Genomic DNA, 24,988 nt, shown 5'->3' on the forward strand with positions numbered 1-24,988 from the left:
ATTCCTGTCTGGGTCGTGCTTGGTTAGAGAGAGTGTCTCCGCCCCTCCCTCTTAGGGAGTGTTATGTTGCGCAAAATGCAAAAGGCCGCGCTAGTGGCGCGGCCCAAACACCTTGCATCAAAGTGCGCGAATTATATATGTCTTATATTGATGCGAACAACATATTTTTCACGATATGTGTTATACAAGCAGGATTTTCACTCTTAGCGCAGCGCAAAATCCACGCCGCAGAATGACGGCGACGCCTTGGCGGTGACGATGAAAATGCGCTCCGCCGGCACCGCGCCGGTGGTGGTGAGCCACTCCTTGGCCGCTTGCGCGCGCCGCGCCCCCAGGGCCAGCACGTCACCGTCGGACACGGTGGAATTGGCCAGCATCAGCTTCTCCATCTCTTCCGCAGCGAGCGTCTTTTGCAGGCCGATGGCATTTTTCGGCTTGGCGAACGTCTCGTCCTTGTACACCCGCGCCAGCAGGGCCGGGTACTCGTCCTTGCCAACCACCACGCCGCCTTCGGGCACCGCGCCGCGCGCCTGCAGGTCGCGCGTTTTCAGCTGGCGCACCTTGCGCTCGATGGCAACGCGCTTGAGCGCTTCCAGGTCGGCCGCGGGATCGACGCGGCCGGTGATGTCGAGCTTCAGGCCGGGGCGCTCGGCCAGCGCCTTGGACAGGGAGCGCAGCCGCGTCTCGCTGGCGGGCAGCAGGCTGGCATGGCCGGCATCGAAGTCCAACTTGGAGAGCTCTTCGCCGCCGCCGAACAGGGAGCCGATCAGCGCGAACGGCGAAGTCACCGTTTTCACGATGGCGTTGCCGATGATCTTGAGGATGATGCCGCCCACCGAGAACTCCGGGTCGTCCAGCGAGCCGCCAATCGGCACGTTGATGTCGATGACGCCGTTGCGGTCGCTCAGCAGCGCCACCGCCAGGCCCACAGGCAGCTTGGTCGCTGCGGGGTTGCTGCTTTCGCTGCCGAAAGTGAGCTGGTCCAGCACCAGGCGGTTTTCAGCCTTGAGCGCGCGGTTCTCCAATTGGTAGGCCACTTCGAAAGTCAGCTTGCCTTTCTCGATGCCGTAGCCAACGTATTTGTCGGCATAGGTGGACAGCTGCGCCAGCTCCATGCCGCGCACTTCGGCCTTCAGGTCCAGCGACAGGTCGCGCTTGAGCGGGTTGATGCGGCCAGAGATCAGCAAGGGCGCGCTGTTCACTTCACCGCGCAGGGCCACGTTGGCGCTGCTGTTCGCGTCCGACGACAAACCGGTGACGGTGCCGCCTATGCCCTTCAGGTTGGCGGTGTAGTTCGGCTTGATGAAGTTGTCCGTAAAGCGCACGCGCCCGCCGGACAGCGTCAGCTGGCCGATACGGATGGGCGGCAGCGGCGCGGCATCCGGCACTGGCGCGGGCGCAGCGGGGACCGCCACCGGCTGGCTTGCCTGCGCGGTGTTGACTGCCTTGCCGGCCTTGTCAGCTTTGTCAGCCTGGTCGGCCTTGGCGAGCTTCGCTGCCTTGGCCTGCGCTATCGCATCCTTGGCGCGCGAGCCCGCCTCGGTCAGGCTGCGGTCTTCATTGGCCGCGCTGCGCTTGATGTCCTGCACATTGAGCCGGCCGGTCGGGTCGATAATCACGCGCGCGAAGAAGTCGCTCAGCGCCACCTTGTCCACACTCATGGCGAAAGGCTGCAGCTTCACATCCATGCCGCCGAACGAGAGCGCCTTCCAGCTCAGGAAGTCGTTGGCACTGGACTTGTCGACCGTGGCCAGGTTATTCAGGCTGGCATCGCCTTTGAAGCCGCCCTGCAGCGCGCCGTTCGCGCCTGTCTCCAGCAGCAGCTTGCCCTTGGTGCTGACGGCCGCTTGTGTGAAGCGCAGGTTCACATAGTCGGTGGCGTATGGCTGCAGCGGCAGCATCCCGATATTCTTCAGGTCCAGCGCCAGGTCGGCATTGAACGGCGCCAGGCCCAGCGTGCCGGAGATGCCCAGCTGGCCAGTCTTGTTCACTGCCGCTTTCAGATCCAATTTGCTACGGCTGGCAGGCGCAGTGGAGTAGTCCCGCACCTCCAGGCTCACCGGCGACAGCGCAAAGATGGAGGGCTCCGCATGGCTGCGGTCTTCCACCCGCACCGACCACTCCTGCATGGCGATGCGGCCTATCGTCACCAGATAAGGCGCGTCGTCCGCAGCATTGGCCGCAGGCTTGGCGGCGGGCCTATCTGCGACCGGAGCACTGGCGGATTCGGCGCGCTTGCCTTGTGTGTAGGCCACGATTGCGCCGGGCGACACCAGCTCGCCGATCGCCACTGTCTTCCTGCCCGTATCCACCGCGATGCCGCGCACGGTCAACGCAAACTTTTCCGCGCCGGCCTTGTTGGCTGCTTGCGGCGTATCGTCCGCGTAGCGCAGCGACGTATTGGTGAACGCAAGCTCCTTCAACGACACTTGCGTGCCCGGCGACGGCTGCGCGGGCTTGGACGCGGGCACCGCCGGGGCAGCGACAGGAGCAGATGCAGGTGCAGGCGCAGGTGCAAGTGCAGGAGCAGGAGCAGGAGCAGCAGCGGAGGCGGGGGCTGCAGCGGGCAGCATCAATTGGCCGAAATTAAGCTGGCCCTTGCGGTCCCGCGCCACATCCACATCCAGCCCATCGAAGGCCACGCGCGCCAGATCGTAGCGGCCAGCGAAAATATCCAGGCTGGCCAGCTTCGCGTCGAGCGTGGCCAGCTTCAGCAGGGACTTGCCGTCCGGCTGCGTCAGCGCCACGTTTTTCAGGCTGGCGTCGCCGTGTATCACCAGTGCCGCAGCCTTGCCCTTCGGCTGCGCGAAGGTCGCCGTCAAGCGCGTGCTGAGCGAAGCGCTGGGCAGCTTGAAATTCGGCCTGCCGGGCAGGTACTCCAGGTAGCGCGGCAGCGCCACCTCGTCCAGGTTCAGCTCCACCTGCACGTCCTTCGCGTCGCCAAAGGGGCGCGCCCTGCCCTTCAGGAGCAGCGGCGCGCCATTGATCTTCGCGCTCAGCAGAGGCTCGACGAACACCTGCACGTCGGCCGGCATGGACGACACGAAAGGCACGCCCAGCTTCAGCCCCTCCACCGTATGCACGGCGCGCGCCGGCATGTCCTCGAACGCGATACGTCCGCCATCGAGCTGGATATTGTTTACCGCGTAGCGCGCCGGCTCCGGCGACGGCGGCTGGCTCGCCACCAGCGCAATGATGTCGTCTATGCTGTAATGGTTGGCATCCGTGCGCACCAGGTGCACGTAGGGCTGCTGCAGGCGCACCTGCTGCACCACCGGTGCCATGCGCCAAACCGACTCTCCCGCGAGATCGAGCGCCAGCGCATCGAAACTGGCGAAGACAGCGCCGCCCTGCGGCTCCATCAGCTTGAAGCCGCGAATCTCCATCGCCAGCGTGAAGGGGTTGAACTTCACCTCTTCGATAGTGAGCTGGCGGTGCAGCTTGTCGGCGGCCAGTTGCTGCGCCTGGCTTTTAACAATGGCGGGCAGCGCCAGGAAGCCGATGCCGGCGTACAGCGCCAGGGTGCCGGCGGCAACCGCCGGCACGACGCGTAGTAATGTTGTTTTCTTCATAGTGTTCAGTGTAGCCAAACCGCAGAGGGATGGATAGATTGCATTGGTGGACTGTCGCGCGATGATGCAGTATCTTGACAGCCATGTTGAACCTGAACTTTGGCAGATTCGTGCGCGCCACCCTGGCCGCAGCCTTGCTGGCGGCGGGCCAGGCTGCAGCCACCGACTTTGTCATCTTCGACCAGCCGGTTTCCAAAGCCGACCGGCGGCGAGAATACGCGAACGCGCTATTGAGCGCCGTCCTGGAGCGCACGGTGCCCGAATTCGGCCCGTACCAGATCCGGCACGCGCCCGTGCACATGGAGCGTCCGCGCCTGTTCCAGGCGCTCAAGGACGGCACGCTGATCAACCTCACGGCCTACCCCGTCTCGCCCGGCTGGATGCGCGAGCTGAAGTCGGTGCCCATCCCTATCGACATGGGCTTGCAGTCCTGGCGCATCTTCCTGATTGACGAAAAAAGCCAGCCCGCGCTGCGCGCTACGCGCACGCTGGGCCAGCTGGCGCGCCTGCGGGCGGGCAGCGGCAGCTCCTGGTCCGCGCTGCAATCGCTGAAGGACGCGCACCTGTCCGTGGTCACGGGCAGCAATTACGCCGGCTTGTTCCAGATGCTGATGGCGGGCCGCTTCGATTACCTGCCGCGCGGCGTGAACGAGATCTTCGCGGAGTACGACACCCACAAGCCGGATCATCCCACCCTGGCAGTGGAAGAGACGGTGCTGCTGCACGACAGCATCCCGTCGCTATTCTTCGTCTCGCCGCGTGAACCGCGCCTGCACCGCCGCATCAAGGCCGGCATGGAGGCCATGCTGAAGGACGGCTCGCTGGAACGCCTGGTGCTGGACTACCACCGCGCCGACCTGCAGCGCGCCAGGCTGTGTACCCGTAAACGCTTCGAGCTGCCCAACAGGCAGCTCGATCCCGCCCTGCTCGGGCGCCAGGAACTGTGGCTCAACCCCTTCGACCCGCGGCACGGCATCTGCCCGGCGCCGCAGCCGCGCTGAGGCGGCCGGCAGCGCTTACATGCCCAGGGACTTGAGCAGCTCGTCGTTGTCTTCCTGCGCCTGCGCGGCCGAGGAATCGGACGACGGGATGGAATGGTCCATGTCCATCAGTTCGTCCGGGTCCGGCGCGTCGTGCGGATCGAAGTCGTGCAGGCGGATGAATTCCGTGCGGTCGATGGCCAGCTCCAGGTAAAACACATTGTTCTTCTCGGTATAGAACGACACGCGGCGCATTTCAGGGCGGTCCAGCGGGGTATCCACGTTCAGCATCACCTGCTTGGTCAGCACCAGCATTTTTGGCTGGTTCTGGGTGATGTTGGTCTGCAGCTCGCGGCGGATCTTGCCGGTGAAGTCGCCGACGATCTGGTTCATCAGCTCACCGAGGATGTTGGACACTTCGTCGGACGTGTGCGAGCCGGCCAGCTCGGACTTCGGCATCCCCATGTGCAGCATGTAGCGCTCGTACAGCTCCATTGCCGTGTCCTTGCCGAAGTTCAGGACCACCAGGCCGGTGAAGCCGCCGTCGAACAGCACGAAGCAGCCGATGTCGGGTTTCAGGCCCACTTTGGTAATCCGCTGCACCATGGCGGAGTAATGCACCGTGCTTTGCGTGGCGATGTTCAGCACGCGCGTAACCGAGTCGCACAGACTGGTCAGCAAGTCCTCGGTGCCATATACAACCTTTTCATCCGTAACCATCTTCATCCCTTTTATTTTCTATTCACGGGCCCTGCCCGTGCGCACATACCGCAAGAATACTGGCCAGTGCCGCACTCGTCCACTTCATTCAGCCATTCTGGGGCAATTGCCGTTGCCATAATGCGCAAGGCAAGCGCGGAATATTGACAGGAAAGCAAAAAGCCCAACCGGTGAGGGCTGGGCTTCTGGTCTTGCATGTTCTGGCTCCCCGACCTGGACTCGAACCAGGGACCTGCGGATTAACAGTCCGTCGCTCTACCGACTGAGCTATCAGGGAATTGAGGCCCGAATTATATACGCGGGATTTCGAATTGACCAGAGCCGGACAAAACTTTTTCGATCAGGCCAGCGCGTAGTCCGCGTAGCCGTCCGGCCGCACCAGCAGCGCCGCCACGCCTTCCAGGCCTGGCACCGGCTCGCACAGCGTGGCACGCAACACGCGCACCTCGCCCGGCGCCTGCACGGTGGCCGGCGCGTCATCGCGCAGGCGCAGGTACAGCCAGCGGCCGCCGTGCAGCAGGGTGTGGAGGGACGCTTGTTGCTGGCTCGGCTGCGGGCTTTGCGGCTGGCACTGGACCGGCACCGCGCCGCCATGCGCCAGTTGCAGCGGCCAATCCGGCACGCGGACGCCGGTCCACTGCTCCAGCAGGCGGCAACCGTCAGGCGCCAGCGACAGGCTGGCCGGATACGCGATGCCGAAGCCGGACACCTCCAGCGCCAGGGCGCGGTTGGTGGCCGGATCGCGCAGCAGGCCGTTCATCAGCTGGCGCAAGGCCTGGCCGCGCGTGTCGAAGGCGGTCAGCAGCGCGGTCTGCGCCATGGTATTAACCAGCAGCTGCTGGCCGACGGCGCGCCGTTCGCTGCCGTAGCTGTCCAGCAGCGACTCGTCCGCCCGCCCCTGCACCACGGAGGCCAGCTTCCAGCCCAGGTTGAACGCATCCTGCATGCCCACGTTCATGCCCTGCCCGCCAGCCGGCATGTGGATGTGCGCGGCGTCGCCCGCCAGCAGCACGCGGCCCTTGCGGTACTGGGCTGCCAGCCGCGTTTCGTCCGAGAAGCGCGACAGCCACAAGGCATCGGACATCTGCATGTCGCGGCCCGCCACGCGGCGCGCACCCTCGGCCAGTTCCTCCAGCGTCAGCGGCTGGGGCTGTGGCTCCCTGCAGCGCAGCGCATCCACCAGGATCACGCGGTGATGCACGCCGTCGCCCAGCGGCACCACCATCAGCACCCCGGCCTCGTTGACGACGGTGTACGCCCCCGCCGGCGGCGCCGCGCCCAGCCGCACGTCGCCCAGTAGCGAATACACCGACGCGGGATTCCCCTCGAACGCGATGCCGCTCTGCTGTCGCACCAGGCTGCGGCTGCCGTCCGCCCCCACCAGCCAGGCAGCACGCGCCGTGAAGGCTGCGCCGCCCTGCTCCCCCTTGGCCGACACCTGCCCGAACTCCGCCTCCTGCGACAGTTCGTGCACCAGCGCACCGCGCAGCAGGCGCACGCCCAGTTCCCCGGCGCGCGCCTCCAGCAGCTCCTCCGTCACCGATTGCGGTATCGCCAGGTTCACGCCGTACTGCGGGTCGAGCACGGAAAAGTCCAGCCGCGTGTCCAGCACCGCGAAGTGCCCGACGCTGAACGGCAGCGCGCGCTCCCGGAAGCGCTGTGCCAGCCCGCGCAGCCCCAGCATCTCCAGTGTGCGCCCGTGCATGCCCATGCCGCGCGAATTGGACACGCGCTCGGCGCGCCGCTCCAGCACCAGCACGTCCAGCCCCGGCAGGCGGAGTTCGCAGGCCAAAGTCAGCCCCACAGGGCCACCGCCCACCACGATCACATCCGCTTCCAGTTTCATTTTTTCTCCAATCTAACAACGTTAGGTGTAGTAAACTAACACCGTTAGACAACTTCTGTAAAGACAAAGATGGCCATACAAAAGGACGCGGTAATCGCCAAGGCGCTCGACCTGCTGGATGAAACCGGCCTGGACGGCCTGACCATGCGCCGGCTGGCGGACGCGCTGGAGATCAAGGCGGCCTCGCTGTACTGGCACTTCGCCAGCAAACAGGTGCTGCTGGACGGGATGGCGGACGCGTTGATGCAGGAGGTGGCGCGCAGTGCGCCTGCGGCCGATGGCTGGCAGCAGCGCCTTGCCGCCGTGGCGGACGAAGTGCGGCGCGCGCTGCTGGCGCGCCGCGACGGCGCGCGCGTGTTCGCCGGTACCTACGTGGTGTCCGAAAACGTGATGCGGGTGGGCGAGGCCATGATGGCGCCGCTGCACGCGGGCGGCGCCAATCCGCGCACCGCATCCTGGGGCGCGTTCAGCATCATGTACTACATCCTCGGCTTCGTGATCGAGGAAAGCGGCCTGTCGCCCGAACACCTGGAAAACGAAGAGCTGATGCGGCGCGGCGGCGACTTCGCGCGCCAGGACGCCATGTTCCCCTACCTGACCGGCGCCCGCGAGCACGTATTCGACACCGATTTCGACACCCGCTTCGCCTTCGGCCTGGAAGCCATGATCGCCGGCCTTGCCGCCCGCATCGCCGCCGAAGCCTGAAAAACCGGCGCCGCCGCCAGCCCGTTTCGGCGCCGGCTATACCCGTTTCGTCGCACGCCGGTGGCTGCCGCCGCGCTTGATCCTTAGCCTGTCGCTATCGATCAACCACGGGAGCACACCATGAAACGAACCATCCTCGCGCTGCTGCTGGGCAGCGCCTGCCTGCTGGCCGGCGCCGCACAACAGGAAATGGCGCCGCCCGGCTTCGTCCAGGCCCGCCAGCAGTTCCAGGCCGGCGCAGCGGGCAACGCCGGCGCGCGCGACGCAGCCGCCGCCACCTTCCAGGCGCTGGCCGCCAGCCATCCCGGCCACCCGCTGCTGGCAGCCTACGAGGGCGCCGCCGCCACGCTCAAGGGCCGCGACGCCCTTCTGCCTTGGAACAAGATGAAGCTTGCCGAAGCCGGCGCGGACGCCATTGAAAAAGCGCTGGCCCAGCTCACGCCGGCCCACGACGAGGTCCTGTTCGGCGGCGCGCCGGAAAGCGTGGAGACACGCCTGGTGGCCGCCAGCGCCCTGCTCTCCCTGCCCGACTTCATGAACCGCCGCGCCATCGGCCTGCGCGCGCTGGAGGCGGCGCTGCAGTCGCCCGCGTTCGCCCAGTCGCCGGCACCGGTGCGTACCCGCCTGCTGGCGCTGGCCGCAAAGCAGGCCGCAGCGGACAAGCGCGGCGCCGACGAAGCGGCGTACCTGCGCCGCCTGGCGGACGCCGCGCCGCAGTCGCCGGAAGCCGTCAAGGCGGCGGCGCGCCTGAAGGAGCTGGGCCTGTGATGCGCGCCGCCGAACCCCTGTTGTCGCTGCGCGGCATCGGCAAGTCCTACACCCTGGGCGGTAACAAGGTGCATGCGCTGCGCAACGTGGAGCTGGCTGTGGTGCGCGGGGAGATCGCCGCCATCACCGGACCGTCCGGCAGCGGCAAGAGCACCCTGCTCAACCTGTGCGGCCTGCTGGACCAGGCGGACTGCGGTGAGCTGCTGTACGCCGGCCAGCCGCTGCTGGCGGCCGACGACGCGCGCAAGACGCTGCTGCGCCGCCAGACCATCGGCTTTGTCTTCCAGAGCTTCAACCTGGTGCCGGTGATGAGCGCCTACGACAACGTGGACTTCCCGCTCTACCTGCTGGGCGTGCCGGCAGCCGAACGTGCGCGGCGCGTGAACGCGGCGCTGGCGCGGGTGGGCCTGGAGGGGCTGGGCCGCCACCGCCCGGACCAGCTGTCCGGCGGCCAGCGCCAGCGCGTGGCGATCGCGCGCGCCGTGGTGAAACAGCCGCAGCTCGTCATCGCGGACGAGCCGACGGCCAGCCTGGACGCCGCCACCGCCGCGCAGATCGTCGGGTTGATGAAGGAGCTGGCGCACGAACACGGCACCACCTTCCTGGTGGCCACCCACGATGAGCGCATGATGCGCCATTGCGACCGCGCGCTGGCACTGGCGGACGGCGTGCTGCTGGAAGGAGCGCGCCATGCTCACTAAATTCAAATGGCTGTCGATGGCGCTGAAGAACGCCATGCGCAACCGGCGCCGTTCCGCCGTCACGCTGGCCATCACCGCCACCGGTACGGCGGCCGCGCTGCTGGGCGGCGGCTTCGCGCTGTACACCTACGAGTCGCTGGCCGAAGCCAGCGCGCGCGATACCGGCCACCTGGTACTGGCCGCGCGCGGCCACTTCGACGGCGTCGAGAACATGCCGCTGGAGCACGGCCTGCGCAACGCACCGGCGCTCACCGGGCAACTGCTGGCGCGCCCGGAAGTCAAGCGCGTGCTGCCCCGCCTGCAGTTCTCGGGACTGGTCAGCAATGGCGACAAGAGCGAGATCTTCCTCGGCACCGGCGTGGACGCGGCGCAGGAATTCCTCGTCAAGGGCCCCTTCATGAAGCGCGAGGCGGGTGAGCTGCTGGACTACCAGGCGGCCGGAAAAGATGCAGGCAAAGGCCCCGGCCTGGTGATCGGCAAGGGGCTGGCGCGGATACTGAACGCGCAACCCGGCAGCGTGCTCACGCTGATGGCCACCACCGTGAACGGCAGCCTGAACGCGGTGGATGCGCGCGTTACCGGCATCGTCAGCACCGGCATCTCCGATATCGACAAGCGGCTGGCCATGGTGGAGCTCAGCACCGCGCAGGCGCTGCTGCTGACGGACAAGGTGAGCACACTGAGCGTCTACCTGAACGATATCGCCCTGACGGATGCCACCGCCGCCGCCCTCCGCATGCCTGGCGCCTCAGGCATCTCAGCGCCCGCGCTGGAGGTGCGCACCTGGCTGCAGCAGGCGGTGTTCTACCAAAGCGTGAAAGGCCTGTATGACCGCATCTTCGGCTTTCTCGGCGCCATCGTGCTGGTCATCGTGCTGTTCTCCGTCACGAACACGCTGGCCATGGCGGTGCTGGAGCGCACGCGCGAAATCGGCACCCTGCGCGCCATGGGCGCCACACCGGCGGAAGTGATGCGCGTGTTCACCCTGGAAGGACTGGCGCTGGGCAGCGGCGGCGCACTGGCCGGTATGCTGCTGGCGGGCGGCGTGGCGCTGTTCCTGCTGCTGGCCGGCATCCAGATGCCGCCGCCGCCCGGCCGCAGCAATGGCTATCCGCTGGCGGTGTCGGTTTCGGCTCCCGTGTATGCGGCGGCCGTGCTCGCGGTAGCGCTGCTGTCGGCGCTGGCTTCGTGGTTCATCAGCCGCAAGGCTGCCCGGCAATCGGTTGTGGAGGCGCTGGCCCATGTTTAAGGAACTCGTACTGGCCGCCACGCTGGCGGCCGCAGGCCACGCCGTTGCGGCGGACGTGGAAACCATCCTGAAGAAGGCCGACGCCTTCCGCCTGCCGGACGCATCGGCGCAGCTGGACACGCTGGTGCAGACCTTCAAGAACGGCCAGCCGGACAAGGAAAAGCGCTACCAGGTGCTGGTACGGCCCGGCGGCAAATCGCTGGTGCTGTCGCGTTCTCCCGGCGAAGCGGGCCAGAAGGTGCTGATGTCCGGCGACGATTTCTGGCTGCTGGTGCCGGGCAGCGCGCGGCCGATGCGCATCACCCCGATGCAGAAGCTGCTCGGCGAAGCCTCCACCGGCGACATCGCCAACATGACATGGGCCGGCGACTACGCCGGCACCGTGGTGCGCGAGCTGGAAGTGGACGGCGTACCCTGCCTGGAGCTGGACCTGGCCGCCCAGCGCAAGTCGCTCAGTTACCAGCGCATCGTGCTGCACGTGGCCAGGAGCGACTACCGGCCGGTGCACGCCGACCTGTTCGCGGCTTCCGACCGCAAGATCAAGCAGGCGCGCTACAGCGTGGAAACCCGCAACGGGCGCGCGTCGGTCACGCGCATGACGCTGATCGACGAGATCCAGACCAGCCGCGAAACACAGGTACATGTGCAGAGCAACCGGCCGCGCGTGTTCGGCGATGAGCTGTTCAATCCCATGTACCTGAGCCGCAACGACACCGCGCCATGATACCTGCACGCCTGCATGCGCTCCCCCGGGCGGGCTTGTCAGCGTGTGCGTTCGCGTCCGCCTGCCTGCAGCCCCTGCCAGCCGTTGCCCAAGACAGCGCCACGCTGAACCTGCGCGCCCAGGGGGAGTCGTTCGACACCTCGCAAGGCCGCAGCACCAGCACCTTCGGGCACGCTGAGCTGCGCTGGCAATACAGCGCGCCCTGGCAGAACGCGCTGCGCGGCGTCGTCACCGCGCTCCGCAGCAGCGCAGACGCTGCACGGGTGACCATCAACGAGCTGTCGCTGGAGCGTCCGCTGGCCGGCGGCTTCGTCACCGCAGGCAAAAAAGTGATGAGCTGGGACGTGGGCTACGCCTTCCGTCCGCTGGACGTGGTACAGCAGGAAGACCGCCGCGCGCTCAATCCCGTCACGCTTGAAGGCGTGCCCATGCTGGCATGGGAAGCGTTCGACGCCGACCGCGCGCTGACGCTGGTGCTGTCCAACCCCGGCCGCAGCCGAGGGGACCAGCCGCGCGACGACGGTTCGCTGGCCATGCGCCTGTACCGCCAGAATGGCGCGCGCGACGAGTATGCCGTTCTGCGGGTATCGTCGTGCAACGGCCTGGAAAGCGGCCTGTCGTTCTCGCAGGTGACGGCGGCGGAACTGGAGCTGCATGCTTCGGTGCTGTTCCAGCAGCGGCACGACGTGTGGCAAACCAGCCGCACGGCGCCGCCGCATTGGCAGCGCAGCGACGGCGACAACGGCGGCGGCAAAGCGCTGGCCGGCTTCACCTGGACCAACGAAGCGAAGTTCTCCGTCCTGGGCGAAGCGTGGCTGGACCGCACCGCTGGCACGCGCAAGCAGCGCAACGTCCTGCTGCGCGCCGCGCAGAACAGCGGAGACTTCGACGTTTCGGCCGACATCCTGTGGCAGCCGGAAAACGGCAGCAAGACCGCCAGCGTGGCAGCCTCCTGGAAGCCCGGTCCCTGGCTGTTCAGCGCCAGCCTGCGCCGCTACGGTGGCGTCAACGGCGCCACTGTGCGCAGCGCCGCCGTCGCAACGGTGCGCTATGCCTTCTGAACTCAGGAGCGCGCCATCACCGGGCTGCTGTGCGCGACGGCGAGCTGCCAGTTGCCGCCTGCGCTGCGGCGCCATATCCGCGTGTACCGCAAGTCGGCGGCGAAAGCATGGCCGCCGTAGCTGCCATTGAGCAGTACCCGCACCGACACGACCGGCATGTCCGCCGTGCCGTGGACCTGCTGTTCCGAACTGTCCACGGCCTGGAACCGCAGCACGCCGGCGCTGTGCATGGCCAGGTCGTCGGCCTTGCTCACCAACTGTCCCATGTGATTGGTAAACAGCAGTTCATCCGCAAGCAGCAGATTCAGTTCTTCGATATTCGAAGCCAGCATGGCAAGGCGCAGGCGCTCTTCCATCTGGCTAATTTGTTGCGTGAGTTCTGTGGACATGCACTTCCTTTTCACATTTGACGGAACAGATGAGCATACAAGGGACTGACGCGCACGCGCTCGGACCGGTGCTTCAACTGGAGCGACAGCTTGCCCGCCTCGTCGCGCACGGCGCTCAGCACGCAGGCGGCGTTGACGATGGTGCCGCGATGAACTTGCCAGAACAGCTTGTCGTCCAGTTGCGGCAGCAGTTCCTTGAGGCTCATGCGTATCAGCGCTTCACTGTCCTGCGTGACGACATTGACGTATTTATCCAGCGCCTCGAAGTACACCACGTCCCCCACGGGGATCATGCGCACCTGGTTGCCCACTGCCGCGCGGATCACGCTCAGGCGCTCGGGTGCCGAAGGTGCCGAAGGTGCAGAAGGTGACAAAGCTGCCGAAGCTGACAACGCCGCTGCAGGCAGCAGCGCCCGCATCTGGCCCAGCAGCGCCTCCAGCCCCCCTCCCGGCGCCGGCGCCGACAAGCGCGCCTTCAGCCGCTCGATGGTCTTGCCCAGCCGCGCGTCGCTGATCGGCTTGAGCACATAGTCCGCAGCCTCGCGCTCGAAAGCCTGGACCGCGTACTCGTCGTACGCGGTGACGAACACGATTTGCGGAAAAGGCTTGGCTGTCCTGGCGCTCCACTGCTCCGCCAGTTCCTCCGCCGCTTCCAGGCCGGTCATGCCGGGCATTTTGATATCGAGGAACAGCACGTCCGGCTGCAGCGCCAGCGCCTTCTCCAGCGCGTCCGCGCCGTGCGGACAGGTGGCTGCCAGCCCGGCCTCGGGCCACAGCCGCTTGAGCGCATGCGCCAGCGTGGCGGCCAGGATAGGTTCGTCTTCGGCGATCAGTACTTGTATGGTCATGGTGCTCAGGTTGGGAGAGTGATGCGGGCAATGGCGCCTTGTGGCACCGCAGGTTCCAGTGTCAGCGCGGCGCGCGCGCCGTAGATGGCTTGCAGGCGTTCGCGCGTATTGGCCAGGCCCACGCTGGTGCCGGCCTTGCCCGGCCCCGCGTCCAGGCCGCGGCCGTTGTCCTGCACGGTGAGCACCAGCACGCCGCCGTCCAGCTGCGCGGCAATGGCCAGGTGACCACCTTCGATGCGGGGTTCCAGGCCGTGTGCAATGGCGTTTTCCACCAGCGGCTGCAGCAGCATGGGCGGCACCGCCACGCCGCGCAGTGCCGGCGGCAGCGTGAGCCCATAGCTCAGGCGCTCGCCCATGCGGATACGCATCAGCCCGAGGTACGCCTCCATCAGCGCGAATTCCTGCGCCAGCGTGGCACTCTCGGCGCGCGACGAGGTCAGGGTGGCGCGCAGGTACTGGATCAGCTGCTCCAGCATTTCCTGCGCGCGCGGCGGATCGATGGCGATCAGCCCTTGCAGATTGGCCAGGGTGTTGAACAGCATGTGCGGCTCGATCTGCGCCTGCAGTGATTGCAGCTGCGCCTGCAGCGCCTGGCGCGCCACGGTCTCGGTGCGCGCGCGCTCCTGCGCCAGCGCCGCCTCGGCGCGCAGCGCCCGGTCACGGCCGTTGAAGAAGATGGTGGCCGCGCCCGCGGCAAGCAGCGTAAAGACCATCATCCGCCCAGACATGCCGCTGCCTATGCTGATCAGATCGCCCATGACATACCCCAGCAGCCAGCCGCCCAGGCGCATACCGCCCACCTGCGCCACCGGCACGGAGACGGCGACGATCAGGATGAAGGCCAGCCAGTGCGGGCGCCGGTTCTCGCCCCATATCGCCAGCCGGCTGCCATCGATCAGCAGCAGCGCGATCGTGCCGATACAGATTGAAACCAGCCAGTTGGCCAGGAAACCGCCGCCCATGCCGAGGATGTACGTGGTGGCTAGCCCGCATACCAGGTTCAGTACCTGCCCGTAGAGGAAGTCGGTGGCCAGGCGGCGGTACGGAAAGCCTGGCCTGGCGGTGATAGCGGCGGAAGTGGACATGAGGCGCAACGTGGGGACGATGGAGCATTGTCCCGGCACATTGCGCAATTGGCAACCCCGATGCGATAAAAGCCGGCCGGCATGGAGCGAAACCGCCTGCCGGCGCCGCGAATCGCGTCCTGCGCTTGACTAGAATGTAATTCTAGAACAATATTCTAGCCATGAATGCCATCCCAGCCGCCGCCGACCGGAAGTCGGCCATCCTGTCCGCCGCACTCGCCGTCTTTTCAGAAAAAGGCATCGAGGCCGCGACCATCGACGACATCCGCCAGCGCAGCCAGGCCTCGGTGGGCAGCATCTACCATCATTTCGGCACCAAGGAAGGCATCGCCGCCGCGCTGTTCATGCAAGGGCTGGACGATTACTGGACCCGGCTCATCGCGCGCACCGGGCAAGCCGAAGATGCCGAACGCGCCATCCACGCCATGATCGCCACCCACCTGGAATGGGTGACGGCCAACCCGGAACTGGCGCGCTTCCTGTTCTCGCGGCGCCAGGCGGTGGCGCCTGCGCATGAACAGAGCGTGCGCGAGCTGACCTCCGGCCATTTCAAGACGCTGCTCGACCTCCTCAAGCCGTGGTTCCGGCAAGGCATCCTGCGGCGCCTGCCGCACGAGCTGTATGCCCCGCTGCTGCTGGGCCCCGCACAGGAACTGTCGCGCCACTGGCTGAGCGGGCGCGTGTCGCTGGACCCGCGCACCGCCATCGACGAACTGGCCGGCGCCGCCTGGCGCAGCCTGGCCGCCGAACCATCCCGCAGCTGGTAATCCCCCCCAGGAGCCGCCCATGACAGCCACCCGCCTCACCCTGCAAGCCCACGATGGCCATGCACTGGCCGCCTACCGCCACGAACCGCAGCAGCCGCCCCGTGCCAGCGTGGTGATCGCCCCGGCCATGGCGGTGCCGCAATCGTTCTACGCCGGGTTTGCAGCCTTCCTGGCGCGGCAAGGCTACCGCGTCTGGACCTTCGACTACCGTGGCGTGGGCGAATCGCGCGATGGCCCCATGCGGGCCTGCAAGGCGGATATTTCAGACTGGGTGGCGCGCGACTGCGACGCGGTGGTGCGGCACGCGGCCGGCGCGCTGCCGGACGCGCCGCTGTTCGTGCTGGGCCACAGCCTGGGCGGACAAACCGCGCCGCTACTGCCTTCTGCGGCGCAGATATCAGGCTTGATCAACGTGGCCGTCGGCAGCGGCGCGCTGCGCCACAACCAGCCTGCCGTGCGGCGCCAGGCGCCTTTGCTGTGGCATGTGCTGACGCCGCTGCTGTGCCGCATGTTCGGCTATTTCCCGGGCCGCCGCATCGGCGTTCTCGGCGACATTCCACGTGGCGCCATGGAGCAATGGCGCCGCTGGTGCCTGACTCCCGACTATCTGCTGACCGGGGAACCCGGCGCGCGCGATGCCTATGCCCGCGCGCAGTACCCCGTGCTGGCGCTCACCTTCAGCGACGACGAGCTGCTGCTGGAAGCCGGCTCACGCATGCTGCATGATGCTTACCAGACCGCGCAAGTGGACTACCGCGTTCTCCATCCCGAGCAATTCGGCTTGCGCCGCATCGGCCATTTCGGCTTCTTCAGGCAGGACCAGGAAGCGGTGCTATGGCCGCTGGTGAGCGCATGGCTGGCGCAGCAGGCTACTCGTACAGCGTGCCCACAGCCAGCGGCTTGCCACGGGTAAGCACCTCCCCCTGCGCGGGCCAGGCTGCGAAACGGTAAACGACGACCTGGTAATCACCCATGGTGGCGTTTTCAAACGGATGGCCGCGCTCCACGGGCAGCGCCGCGAGCGCGCCTGCGGCGCCCTTGTGCAGCACCTCGGGCGCGGGACCGGCTGCAGGGTAGACGAACTTCACGCCCGCGCACTTTTTGCCGATCAGGCGCAGGCGGTAACCGGACTCGCGCTGGGCGCTGAGCAGTTGCTCGCACGCCGCGCGCAGGGTCGCCGCACCATACACGCCGTCCTCGCGCTCGCGGATGGAATAGCGGCCGCTGAAATGATAATTGCCTTTCTGGCGGTTCAGGCGCAGCACCGCATCCTCGTCGAAGGCCTGCTTCAGCAGGGGCAGCGTGAGGCGGCCGATGGCGTCCACCGGAAGCGCCATGTTCACGCTCTCCCCCGCCAGCTGCACCTCCAGCCCGTCCAGCGGCAGCTCCGGGCGGTTGGGACGGATCTGCATGTGGGCCTGGATCAAAGGCCGCGTCTTCAGGAAGGGCTCGAAGAAGCGTGCGGCCTTGTAGGCGTGGCGGTAGCTGTGCCACTCGGCATCGCGCTGGGCCGGGACCACGACCTTCGGCAAGGCCTCGCCGGCCGGCGCGCCGCCGGGCCACAGCGCGAGCCACGCCAGCAGCGCCGCCGATATTCTCATCAGGTTCAAAGCAATCCTTTGCATTCATCTTTGCATTCATGGCAAGCCGGCGGGATTTTACGTCATCGCGCGCGGCCAGCCATATGCCGGAAGTCAGGTGGGCATGACTTTCGGCACTTTGATGGCGCGAGCGGCTCAAGTAGAATGGCACCCGCTCAAACTTGCCAAATTGACAGGCCCAATGAACCACATCCGTCCCAGTCCACCGCCCGCGTCCCGGCGCTATCCCGCCGCAGCGCTGACCGCCAGCGTTACCTTGGCGCTGCTGGAGCTGTCGCCGCCGTGGGCGGCCGGCCCGGCGCGGGTGGAGCTGCACAACGCCGTCGGCCATCTGGCACGCTACCTGGCCAGCCTGTTCACACCGGCGCCGTCGCTGCTGCGCGCCGGATCCGACCGGGCAACCATGGCTTACGAATTATTCTTGAGCGGTCAATCGCTGCTGATGGCGGCTTTCATTCTCATGCTGTGGTGGCGCATCCGCCCCGGAGCAAGGCGCAACTCTGCTGCCGAATACAGCCTGCTTGCCACGCAGCTGCTGATCGCCGTCGTGCTCGATACGCTGGCCTTCCACCTGATTCTTGCCATGCAGCTGGCTGCGCTGCTGCCGCTGCGCCGTGCGTTGGCGTGGCTGGCGGTGCAGATCCTGCTCGGGGTGGTCATGGACGCCTGGGTGCTCGCCAACGCCAGTCTCCATCTGAACGACAGCCGCGCCGGCACCATACTGGCCCTGCTGACATCGGAACGCTGCGTGCTGCTGCTCGGCTTCGCCCTGGCCCGCATGGTGCGCCAGGAACAGCGGAGCCGCACGCGGCTGGCCGCCAGCAATGCGGAGCTGCGTGCCACGCAGTCACTGCTGGCCGACACGGTGCGCGCTTCCGAACGCATGCGCATCGCGCGTGACCTGCACGACGCGGTGGGCCACCACCTGACGGCGCTCAATCTGCACCTGGACCTGGCAGTGCGCCAGTCCGCCGGCCAGCCCGCCACGGCGCTCGGCACGGCACGCGAACTGTCGCAGTCGCTGCTGGCGGAGGTGCGCGGCGTGGTCAGCGCCGAGCGCCAGGAAAGCGGCATCAAGGTACGGCAAGCCTTGCAGCTGCTGTGTGCCGGTATCCCGTCGCCAGCCATAGAACTGGCAATGGACAGCCGCGTGGACGCCTGCCCGCCTGCCGCGGCACATACTTTGCTGTGCTGCGTGCAGGAGGCCGTCACCAATGCCGTGCGCCACGCGCACGCCACGCTGCTGACTATCGATATCCAGGGCGACAGCCAGGGATTGGTGGGGCGCATTGCCGACAATGGCAAGGGCAATGGCGGCGCGCAGGAAGGAAACGGACTGGCCGGCATGCGCGAGCGGCTGGCCGAGCACGGCGGCCAGCTGCGCATCGGCGGCAGCGGCAGCGGTGGCGATAGCGGTGGCTCAGGTGGAGCCTGGGCCGCTGGGGGCGCTGGGGACTCAGGTGGCGCCGTGGGCGCTGGGGGCGCTGGGGGCTCGGGCGGCACTCGGAGCGTCCTGCACGGCTTCCGGCTCGAATTCTCGCTGCCGCTCGCCGGAGCGCGCGCATGATCCGCGTGGTGCTGGTGGACGACCAGATGCTGGTGCGCAGCGGCATACGCGGCCTGCTCGATCTCACGCCCGATATCCGCGTAGTGGCCGAGGCGGCCGACGGCGCCGAGGCGGCCGGCGCGATCGCGCAGGCAAACGCCGACGTGCTGCTGCTCGACGTACGCATGCCCAATTGCAGCGGTATCGAACTGCTGCGGCGCGAACAGGGCAAACTGCCGCCCACCATCCTGCTAACGACCTTCGACGACGACGAAGCACTGTTCGACGGCATGCGCGCCGGCGCGCGCGGTTTTCTGCTCAAGGACATTTCGCTGGAACGGCTGGCCGACGGCATCCGCAGCGTGGCCGCTGGCGCCACGCTGTTCCGGCCCGCCCTCACCGAGCGTACCCGCGCGGCCTACGAAAAGCCGGCAGCACCCACGACCATGGAGCTGTGCGCCCCGCTCACCAGCCGGGAAACGGAAATCCTGGCGCTGATGGCGGCCGGCTTCAACAACGCGGAAATCGCCCAGGCACTGGGCCCCAGCGAAGGCACCATCAAGAACCATGTCTCCAGCATCCTGTCGAAACTGGGCGTACGCGACCGCGTGCGCGCCGTCTTGCGCGGCCTCGAACTGGGGCACATCTAAATGACGTCAAAGCTTGCAGCGGCAGCGCTGATGGCCGCACTCACGGCGCCTGTGCTGGCACAGTCCGACCTGAGCCTGATGCCGGAGGGCTCAAAAGAAGTCACCGTGAGCGCCACGCTGGGCAACGCGCCAAGCCGGTACGGCAGCGCGCTCCGCTCCACCTACCTGGTGCCGCACTTTTCCGTGGAATGGAGTAACGGGATGTTCGTGGAGGGGCTGACGCTGGGCATGCAGATGTCCAGGCATCCGATGATGCGCTACGGCCCGCTGCTGGCACCGGACCTCGGCTCGCAGCATGGGGACGGCAGCAAGGGCAGGATAAGGCCGGTGGTGGGCGCCTTCTTCAACTACACGCCGATGCGGGAACTCTCGCTGCACGCGCACACCTTCGCGCAAGCCAACGGCAGCGGGAACATGCTGCTGAACCTGAAGGCCAGCACCTACGCCGCGCTGGCGCCGCGCCACCAGCTATTCGCCGGCGTTGGCGCCAACCTGTTCAACGGCGCCGCCATGCAGGCGGACTTCGGCGCCGCACGCTACCACCCTTCAGGCGGCGTGCGCGACGTCTACGCGGACATGCGCTGGCAATGGCAGTGCAGCCGGAAGTACACCTTGACCGGCGCGGTGCAAACCAGCCGCCTGCTCGGCGACGCGGCAGCCAGCCCGCGCACCAGCGAGCGCACCGGCGTCGCCAGTTCCGTCACGCTCAGCTACAGCTTCTAGCAAACAATTCCGGGCATCAGAAACCCACCTTCACACCCAGCTGCAAGGCGTTCTGCAGCACGTTGACGCCTTGCTTGCGGGTGCGGCCCATGCGCTCATACTCCAGCGTGAGCGCCACCTCCCTCGTCACGTTGTAGGCCATGCCCACGCCCAGCAGCGGCTTGGTGGACGACACCGTGCCGGCTCCGCCGCCGGCGCCCTCGTAGCGGTTGCGCACCACACCCAGTTTGGCGAACGCCGACCAGTCGTCGTTGAAGCGATGCGTGTAGCGTCCAGCCAGATACAGATTGCGGGCCTTGAAGGTCGGTTCGGTGGCCATGCCCAGCGCGGCCTTGTCGAAGCGCGCCTTGCCGCCCTGCAGATAGCCCGCCTCCAGCGCATAGTTCTCCGTCAGCGCGAAGCCGCCATACAGCTTGAACACGGCGCTTGCGTCGTCGCTGGCGGTCTTGCCGTTGAGCGGATTGCGGTAGTTGAGCGTGCCGCCTTTGGATGCAGTCAAACCTGCGTAATAGTCCTCGGCACGGGCGCTGGAACCAGCCAGCACGGCGGCGCCCAGCAGGGTGGAAATCAACAGCTTGGTCATACGGTTTCCTTTCAGGTTGGTTAGTGCAGCGATTCTAGGAAAACGCCGCCTGCCGCGCATGTGCCGGGAGGCACAGCAGCCGGCCATGACTTCCGGCACCCCTGCCCCATATACGTTTTCCGTTTTTCCGTTCTTGTTTTTATTCGTTTTACTTTCGTTGCGGCGACCGTACAGTCACACCATCAACATGCAACCATCACCGAGGATTTTCATGGCAGTTGAAGCACCCCGCCCGCCCCTGCCTGACGAACTGGCGACGATCAACGCTCAGGCGGCCGCAAAGGGCACGCCTTACCCGGGCGGCGTTCCGCCAGCGCTGGCATGGCGGCTGTTCTCCGAAAAGCGCGTGCTGCTGGTGGACGTGCGCACGGCGGAAGAACGCAAATTCGTCGGCCACGTGCCGGACAGCCTGCACGTGCCCTGGGCTACCGGCACCGCGCTCACGCGCAATCCGCGCTTCGTACGCGAACTGGAAAACAAGATCGGTGGGAAAGACAGCGTCGCCCTGCTGCTGTGCCGCAGCGGCAAGCGCTCCGCCCTGGCGGCCGAAGCGGCCAGCAAGGGAGGCCTCACCGCCGTGTTCAATGTGCTGGAAGGCTTTGAAGGCGAGATCGACGCGCAGCAGCAGCGCGGCAAAAGCGACGGCTGGCGCTTCCACGGCCTGCCATGGGTGCAGGACTAAGGAGACCGCATGACCACTTTCGATATCACCAGCATCGTACAGTCGCTCCACACGGCGCGCCACAGCTGGCGCCAGGCGCAAAGCGGCGCCCAGGAGCCGGGCGGGCGCGAATTCCCTTCGCGCGACGCACTGGCGTCCATCGTCGGCTCGCTCAAGGGCGTGCTGTTCCCGATGCGCCTCGGCCCGCCCGACCTGCGCCAGGAAAGCGAGGACTTCCACGTGGCGCACGCGCTGGACGCCGCCCTGCACGCGCTGCTCAAGCAGGTGCGCCGCGAACTCAAATACAACGCCGCGCTCACGCATTCCACCAGCAGCGATATCGACGGCGCCGCGCTGGCGGCAGTGCGCGGCTTCGCGGCGGCGCTGCCTGCCATCCGCCGCATGCTGGACAGCGACGTGCTGGCAGCCTACCAGGGCGACCCGGCGGCGCGCAGCGTGGACGAAGTGCTGCTGTGCTACCCCGGCGTGCTGGCGATGATCCATTACCGCCTGGCGCACGAGCTGTACGCGCTCGGCTTGCCGCTGCTGGCGCGCATCGTGTCCGAACTGGCGCACGGCGCGACGGGCATCGACATCCATCCCGGCGCGACTATCGGCGCGGGCTTCTTCATCGACCACGGCACCGGCGTCGTCATCGGCGAAACCGCCGTCATCGGCGAGCGCGTGCGCGTCTACCAGGCCGTCACGCTGGGCGCCAAACGCTTCCCAACCGACGCGGACGGCAAGCTGCAGAAAGGCTTGCCCAGGCATCCGGTGGTGGAAGACGACGTCGTCATTTACGCCGGCGCCACCATCCTCGGCCGCATCACGCTGGGCAAAGGCGCCGTCATCGGCGGCAATGTCTGGCTCACGCACGACGTGCCGCCGGGCGGGCGTATCGCGCAGGCCGAATCGCGCAGCGGCGCTTTCGCCAACGGCATCGCGGCAGCATAGATCAATCAACCTTCCCCCCTCAACCAATCAGAATTGGAGTTATGGATGTCTGCAACACTTGGCGGTACCACGGCACTGGGCGACAACGCAGCAAGGCAATTAGCCAACGCAACCAAGACTGCCCCGCAGCTGGAAACCATCAGCCCGCGCTGGCTGACCCACTTGCTGCAATGGGTCCCGGTGGAAGCCGGCATCTACCGCTTGAACAAGGTTAAAAATCCGGAAGCGATCAAGGTCACCTGCACCGCGCGCGAGGAAGAGAACCAGCTGCCGCGCACTTATGTGGACTACGAGGAGAATCCGCGCGAGTACTTCCTCAACGCCGTCTCCACCATCCTGGACGTGCACACCCGCGTGTCCGACCTGTACAGCAGCCCGCACGACCAGATCAAGGAACAGCTGCGCCTGACCATCGAAACCATCAAGGAGAACCAGGAAAGCGAACTGATTAACAACCCTGACTACGGCCTGCTGGCGCAGGTGACGGACGAGCAGCGCATCTTCCCGCTGACCGGCGCGCCCACGCCGGACGACCTGGACGAGCTGCTGACCAAGGTATGGAAAGAGCCGGCCTTCTTCCTCACGCACCCGCTGGCGATAGCCGCCTTCGGCCGCGAAGCCACCCGGCGCGGCACGCCGCCGCCGACCGTGAGCCTGTTCGGCTCCCAGTTCATCACCTGGCGCGGCATCCCGCTGATCCCGTCGGACAAAGTGCCGGTTGCCGACGGCAAGAGCAAGATCCTGCTGCTGCGCGTGGGCGACAAGCGCCAGGGCGTAGTGGGCCTGTTCCAGCCTGGCCTGCCGGGCGAACAGAGCCCGGGTTTGTCGGTGCGTTTCATGGGCATCAACAACCACGCGATTTCTTCCTACCTGATCTCGCTGTATTGCTCGCTGGCGGTGCTGACCACGGACGCCCTGGCCGTGCTCGACGACGTCGAAATCGGCAAATACCACGATTATCCCGACACCTATAAATAAGCCGCCCCGTGAGCTACCCTACGCCTTCCACCTCCCTGCCTGCGGGCCCGCCCGCCGGCGTGCCGGAACCGTCCGGCGCCCCGTTCGACCCGGCCGTGCTGGCGCGCCTTGCCACCGAGTTCTTTGCCGCGCCGCCGTTCGCGCCGCGCGGCGTTCAGGCGCCGGCCAACATCGCGCCGGCCGGCTCGCCGTTAGCCAGCCCGGCCGGCTTCGGTCCCGGCGTGCCCGGCACGCCGATCCCGCAAGGGCAGTTCCCCGGCACCAACCTGATTCCCGCCTCGCCCACCCAGGTGCTGTCGCTAGCCAACCGCGCGCCGGCGCTGGCGCCTGCGGCACCGGCCGGCAACGGCGTGCCGGACAAAGTGTTCAGCGCCTTGCCGGCCTACGAACCGCGCGCCGGCGGCGCAGTGCTCGGTGTACCCGCCGTACCCGGCGTGCCGGGCGTTCCCGGCGGGCCCGATGCGCATGGCGCGCCGGCGCCCTCCCCGGCACCCGCCCCCCTGCCATCCGCTTCGCCATTCGCACCGCCTGCCGCATCCTCCTCGCCGCAGTATTACTTCGTTGACGCCGTGGTTCTACCCAACGGCTACGTCACCCCCGCCAAGCCCGCGCCGCACGACGGCGCGCCCCTGGAAGGCAGTGGACGCCAGGCCCCCTTCGACGTGCACGCCGTACGGCGCGACTTCCCCATCCTGCAGGAGCGCATCAACGGCCGCCAGCTGGTGTGGTTCGACAACGCCGCCACCACGCACAAGCCGCAGTCCGTGATTGACCGCATCAGCTACTTCTACGAACACGAAAACTCCAACATCCACCGTGCCGCCCATACGCTGGCGGCACGCGCAACCGACGCGTACGAGGGCGCGCGCGAACGCGTGCGGCGCTTCCTGAACGCGCCTGAAGTGAACGAAGTGATCTTCGTGCGCGGTACCACCGAAGCCATCAACCTGGTGGCAAAAAGCTGGGGCGCGCAGAACGTGGGCGAAGGCGACGAGATCATCGTTTCCCATCTGGAGCACCACGCCAACATCGTGCCCTGGCAGCAGCTGGCTGCAGCCAAGGGCGCCAGGCTGCGCGTGATACCGGTGGACGACAGCGGCCAGGTGCTGCTGGACGAATACCGCAAGCTGCTCAACGAGCGCACCAGGCTGGTCGCCGTGACGCAGGTATCGAACGCGCTGGGCACCATCACGCCAGTGAAGGAGATTGTCGAACTTGCCCGCCGGGCCGGCGCCAGGACGCTGGTGGATGGGGCCCAGTCGGTGTCGCACCTGCGCGTCGACGTGCAGGACCTGGGCGCCGACTTCTTCGTCTTCTCCGGCCACAAGCTGTTCGGCCCGACCGGCATCGGCGTCCTGTGGGGCAAGCGCGCCGTGCTGGAGGACATGCCGCCGTGGCAAGGCGGCGGCAATATGATCGCCGACGTCACCTTCGACAAAACCGTCTTCCAGCCCATCCCCAACAAATTCGAAGCGGGCACCGGCAACATTGCCGACGCGGTGGGACTGGGCGCCGCAATCGACTACATCAACAAGATCGGCATTGAGAACATCGCGCGCTACGAGAACGACCTGCTGGTCTACGGCACGCAGCAACTGGCGGCCATCAAGGGGGTACGCCTCATCGGCACGGCGCGCGACAAGGCCAGCGTGATGTCTTTCGTATTGGAGGGCTACAGCACCGAAGAAGTGGGCAAGGCGCTCAACGAGGAAGGCATCGCCGTGCGTACCGGCCACCACTGCGCCCAGCCCATCCTGCGCCGCTTCGGCGTTGAGACCACGGTGCGCCCTTCCCTGGCGTTCTACAACACCTACGACGAAATCGACCGGCTGGTGACTGTCGTGCGGCGCCTCGCCGGGCAGCGCCGCGCCGCCTGA

Annotated in this window: 24 protein-coding genes and 1 tRNA gene; 16 read left to right on the forward strand and 9 right to left on the reverse strand. The window is 66.9% G+C overall.

Going from position 1 to position 24,988, the window contains the following annotated elements; all coding sequences use genetic code 11:
- Window positions 1-203: 203 nt before the first annotated feature.
- Window positions 204-3,572, reverse strand: coding sequence for a DUF748 domain-containing protein (locus ASC94_RS31290; RefSeq protein WP_082616959.1), 3,369 nt, complete (start codon window positions 3,570-3,572; stop codon window positions 204-206).
- 74 nt (window positions 3,573-3,646) lie between these two features.
- Between ASC94_RS31290 and ASC94_RS31295 the strand changes: the two genes are divergently transcribed.
- On the forward strand, window positions 3,647-4,573 hold the full coding sequence (locus ASC94_RS31295) for a hypothetical protein (RefSeq protein ID WP_157201667.1): 927 nt from the start codon (window positions 3,647-3,649) through the stop codon (window positions 4,571-4,573).
- A gap of 15 nt (window positions 4,574-4,588) precedes the next feature.
- On the opposite strand, the gene ASC94_RS31300 is transcribed toward ASC94_RS31295, so the two are convergent.
- The 3 genes from ASC94_RS31300 to ASC94_RS31310 all read right to left on the reverse strand — a co-directional run bounded on the left by ASC94_RS31300 (window position 4,589) and on the right by ASC94_RS31310 (window position 7,118).
- Window positions 4,589-5,272 (reverse strand): DUF3334 family protein, encoded by a 684-nt coding sequence (locus ASC94_RS31300; protein ID WP_056405486.1) that lies wholly within the window; start codon window positions 5,270-5,272, stop codon window positions 4,589-4,591.
- A 201-nt stretch (window positions 5,273-5,473) separates the two neighbouring features.
- Window positions 5,474-5,549: transfer RNA gene (locus ASC94_RS31305), tRNA-Asn, on the reverse strand.
- A gap of 63 nt (window positions 5,550-5,612) precedes the next feature.
- Window positions 5,613-7,118 carry an FAD-dependent monooxygenase gene (locus ASC94_RS31310; protein ID WP_056405328.1) on the reverse strand — a complete coding sequence of 502 codons (1,506 nt, stop codon included), beginning with the start codon at window positions 7,116-7,118 and terminating at the stop codon, window positions 5,613-5,615.
- A 69-nt stretch (window positions 7,119-7,187) separates the two neighbouring features.
- Here ASC94_RS31310 and ASC94_RS31315 point away from each other — a divergent pair, with 69 nt between their 5' ends.
- The 6 genes from ASC94_RS31315 to ASC94_RS31340 all read left to right on the forward strand — a co-directional run bounded on the left by ASC94_RS31315 (window position 7,188) and on the right by ASC94_RS31340 (window position 12,326).
- Complete coding sequence (locus tag ASC94_RS31315) at window positions 7,188-7,823, forward strand: TetR/AcrR family transcriptional regulator C-terminal domain-containing protein (RefSeq protein WP_056405331.1); 636 nt, start codon at window positions 7,188-7,190, stop codon at window positions 7,821-7,823.
- Window positions 7,824-7,943: 120 nt separating this feature from the next.
- The gene (locus ASC94_RS31320; protein ID WP_056405332.1) at window positions 7,944-8,591 is read left to right on the forward strand and encodes a hypothetical protein; all 648 of its coding nucleotides are present in this window, start codon (window positions 7,944-7,946) and stop codon (window positions 8,589-8,591) included.
- Window positions 8,591-9,292 carry an ABC transporter ATP-binding protein gene (locus ASC94_RS31325; protein WP_056405335.1) on the forward strand — a complete coding sequence of 234 codons (702 nt, stop codon included), beginning with the start codon at window positions 8,591-8,593 and terminating at the stop codon, window positions 9,290-9,292. The genes ASC94_RS31320 and ASC94_RS31325 overlap by 1 nt, the downstream gene beginning before the upstream one ends.
- Window positions 9,282-10,541 carry an ABC transporter permease gene (locus ASC94_RS31330; RefSeq protein ID WP_056405337.1) on the forward strand — a complete coding sequence of 420 codons (1,260 nt, stop codon included), beginning with the start codon at window positions 9,282-9,284 and terminating at the stop codon, window positions 10,539-10,541. Before ASC94_RS31325 ends, ASC94_RS31330 begins: the two co-directional genes overlap by 11 nt.
- Entirely contained in the window at window positions 10,534-11,265 is a 732-nt protein-coding gene (locus ASC94_RS31335; RefSeq protein WP_056405339.1) for an outer membrane lipoprotein-sorting protein, read from the forward strand. The genes ASC94_RS31330 and ASC94_RS31335 overlap by 8 nt, the downstream gene beginning before the upstream one ends.
- Window positions 11,262-12,326, forward strand: coding sequence for a hypothetical protein (locus ASC94_RS31340; RefSeq protein ID WP_157201668.1), 1,065 nt, complete (start codon window positions 11,262-11,264; stop codon window positions 12,324-12,326). The genes ASC94_RS31335 and ASC94_RS31340 overlap by 4 nt, the downstream gene beginning before the upstream one ends.
- A gap of 2 nt (window positions 12,327-12,328) precedes the next feature.
- On the opposite strand, the gene ASC94_RS31345 is transcribed toward ASC94_RS31340, so the two are convergent.
- Genes ASC94_RS31345 through ASC94_RS31355 form a run of 3 tightly spaced genes read right to left on the reverse strand, consistent with a single transcriptional unit; the run spans window position 12,329 to window position 14,648 of the window.
- The gene (locus ASC94_RS31345; RefSeq protein ID WP_056405344.1) at window positions 12,329-12,715 is read right to left on the reverse strand and encodes a nuclear transport factor 2 family protein; all 387 of its coding nucleotides are present in this window, start codon (window positions 12,713-12,715) and stop codon (window positions 12,329-12,331) included.
- A gap of 11 nt (window positions 12,716-12,726) precedes the next feature.
- Complete coding sequence (locus ASC94_RS31350; protein WP_056405347.1) at window positions 12,727-13,563, reverse strand: LytTR family DNA-binding domain-containing protein; 837 nt, start codon at window positions 13,561-13,563, stop codon at window positions 12,727-12,729.
- Window positions 13,564-13,568: 5 nt separating this feature from the next.
- A complete protein-coding gene (locus ASC94_RS31355) occupies window positions 13,569-14,648 on the reverse strand; it encodes a sensor histidine kinase (protein ID WP_056405349.1) in 1,080 nt (359 codons plus the stop codon).
- Window positions 14,649-14,809: 161 nt separating this feature from the next.
- Between ASC94_RS31355 and ASC94_RS31360 the strand changes: the two genes are divergently transcribed.
- On the forward strand, window positions 14,810-15,415 hold the full coding sequence (locus tag ASC94_RS31360; protein WP_056405351.1) for a TetR/AcrR family transcriptional regulator: 606 nt from the start codon (window positions 14,810-14,812) through the stop codon (window positions 15,413-15,415).
- Between the two features lie 19 nt (window positions 15,416-15,434).
- Window positions 15,435-16,328 (forward strand): alpha/beta fold hydrolase, encoded by an 894-nt coding sequence (locus ASC94_RS31365; protein ID WP_056405353.1) that lies wholly within the window; start codon window positions 15,435-15,437, stop codon window positions 16,326-16,328.
- Here the strand turns inward: ASC94_RS31365 and ASC94_RS31370 are convergent.
- Complete coding sequence (locus ASC94_RS31370) at window positions 16,285-17,016, reverse strand: hypothetical protein (RefSeq protein ID WP_056405489.1); 732 nt, start codon at window positions 17,014-17,016, stop codon at window positions 16,285-16,287. The genes ASC94_RS31365 and ASC94_RS31370 overlap by 44 nt on opposite strands.
- Before the next feature lie 181 nt (window positions 17,017-17,197).
- On the opposite strand from ASC94_RS31370, the gene ASC94_RS31375 reads away from it, so the two are divergent.
- From ASC94_RS31375 to ASC94_RS31385, 3 genes are read left to right on the forward strand one after another with little or no spacing between them, the layout of a single operon-like run.
- Window positions 17,198-18,583 (forward strand): sensor histidine kinase, encoded by a 1,386-nt coding sequence (locus ASC94_RS31375; protein WP_056405356.1) that lies wholly within the window; start codon window positions 17,198-17,200, stop codon window positions 18,581-18,583.
- Window positions 18,580-19,212, forward strand: a complete 633-nt coding sequence (locus tag ASC94_RS31380) for a response regulator transcription factor (protein ID WP_056405359.1) — start codon at window positions 18,580-18,582, stop codon at window positions 19,210-19,212. Before ASC94_RS31375 ends, ASC94_RS31380 begins: the two co-directional genes overlap by 4 nt.
- Window positions 19,213-19,935 (forward strand): MipA/OmpV family protein, encoded by a 723-nt coding sequence (locus tag ASC94_RS31385; protein WP_082616961.1) that lies wholly within the window; start codon window positions 19,213-19,215, stop codon window positions 19,933-19,935.
- A gap of 16 nt (window positions 19,936-19,951) precedes the next feature.
- Here ASC94_RS31385 and ASC94_RS31390 read toward each other — a convergent pair whose 3' ends face one another.
- Window positions 19,952-20,518: an outer membrane beta-barrel protein gene (locus ASC94_RS31390; RefSeq protein ID WP_056405362.1), complete on the reverse strand. Its 567-nt coding sequence runs from the start codon at window positions 20,516-20,518 to the stop codon at window positions 19,952-19,954.
- Between the two features lie 211 nt (window positions 20,519-20,729).
- Here ASC94_RS31390 and ASC94_RS31395 point away from each other — a divergent pair, with 211 nt between their 5' ends.
- The 4 genes from ASC94_RS31395 to ASC94_RS31410 are packed head-to-tail and all read left to right on the forward strand — an operon-like array spanning window position 20,730 to window position 24,988.
- Window positions 20,730-21,200: a rhodanese-like domain-containing protein gene (locus ASC94_RS31395; RefSeq protein ID WP_056405364.1), complete on the forward strand. Its 471-nt coding sequence runs from the start codon at window positions 20,730-20,732 to the stop codon at window positions 21,198-21,200.
- Between the two features lie 9 nt (window positions 21,201-21,209).
- Window positions 21,210-22,133: a serine O-acetyltransferase EpsC gene (gene epsC / locus ASC94_RS31400; protein ID WP_056405366.1), complete on the forward strand. Its 924-nt coding sequence runs from the start codon at window positions 21,210-21,212 to the stop codon at window positions 22,131-22,133.
- 45 nt (window positions 22,134-22,178) lie between these two features.
- The gene (locus tag ASC94_RS31405; protein ID WP_056405368.1) at window positions 22,179-23,111 is read left to right on the forward strand and encodes a family 2A encapsulin nanocompartment shell protein; all 933 of its coding nucleotides are present in this window, start codon (window positions 22,179-22,181) and stop codon (window positions 23,109-23,111) included.
- Between the two features lie 8 nt (window positions 23,112-23,119).
- Window positions 23,120-24,988 carry a family 2A encapsulin nanocompartment cargo protein cysteine desulfurase gene (locus ASC94_RS31410; RefSeq protein ID WP_373888144.1) on the forward strand — a complete coding sequence of 623 codons (1,869 nt, stop codon included), beginning with the start codon at window positions 23,120-23,122 and terminating at the stop codon, window positions 24,986-24,988.

The sequence above is a fragment of the Massilia sp. Root418 genome, assembly GCF_001425265.1.
Lineage (GTDB): Bacteria > Pseudomonadota > Gammaproteobacteria > Burkholderiales > Burkholderiaceae_D > Rugamonas.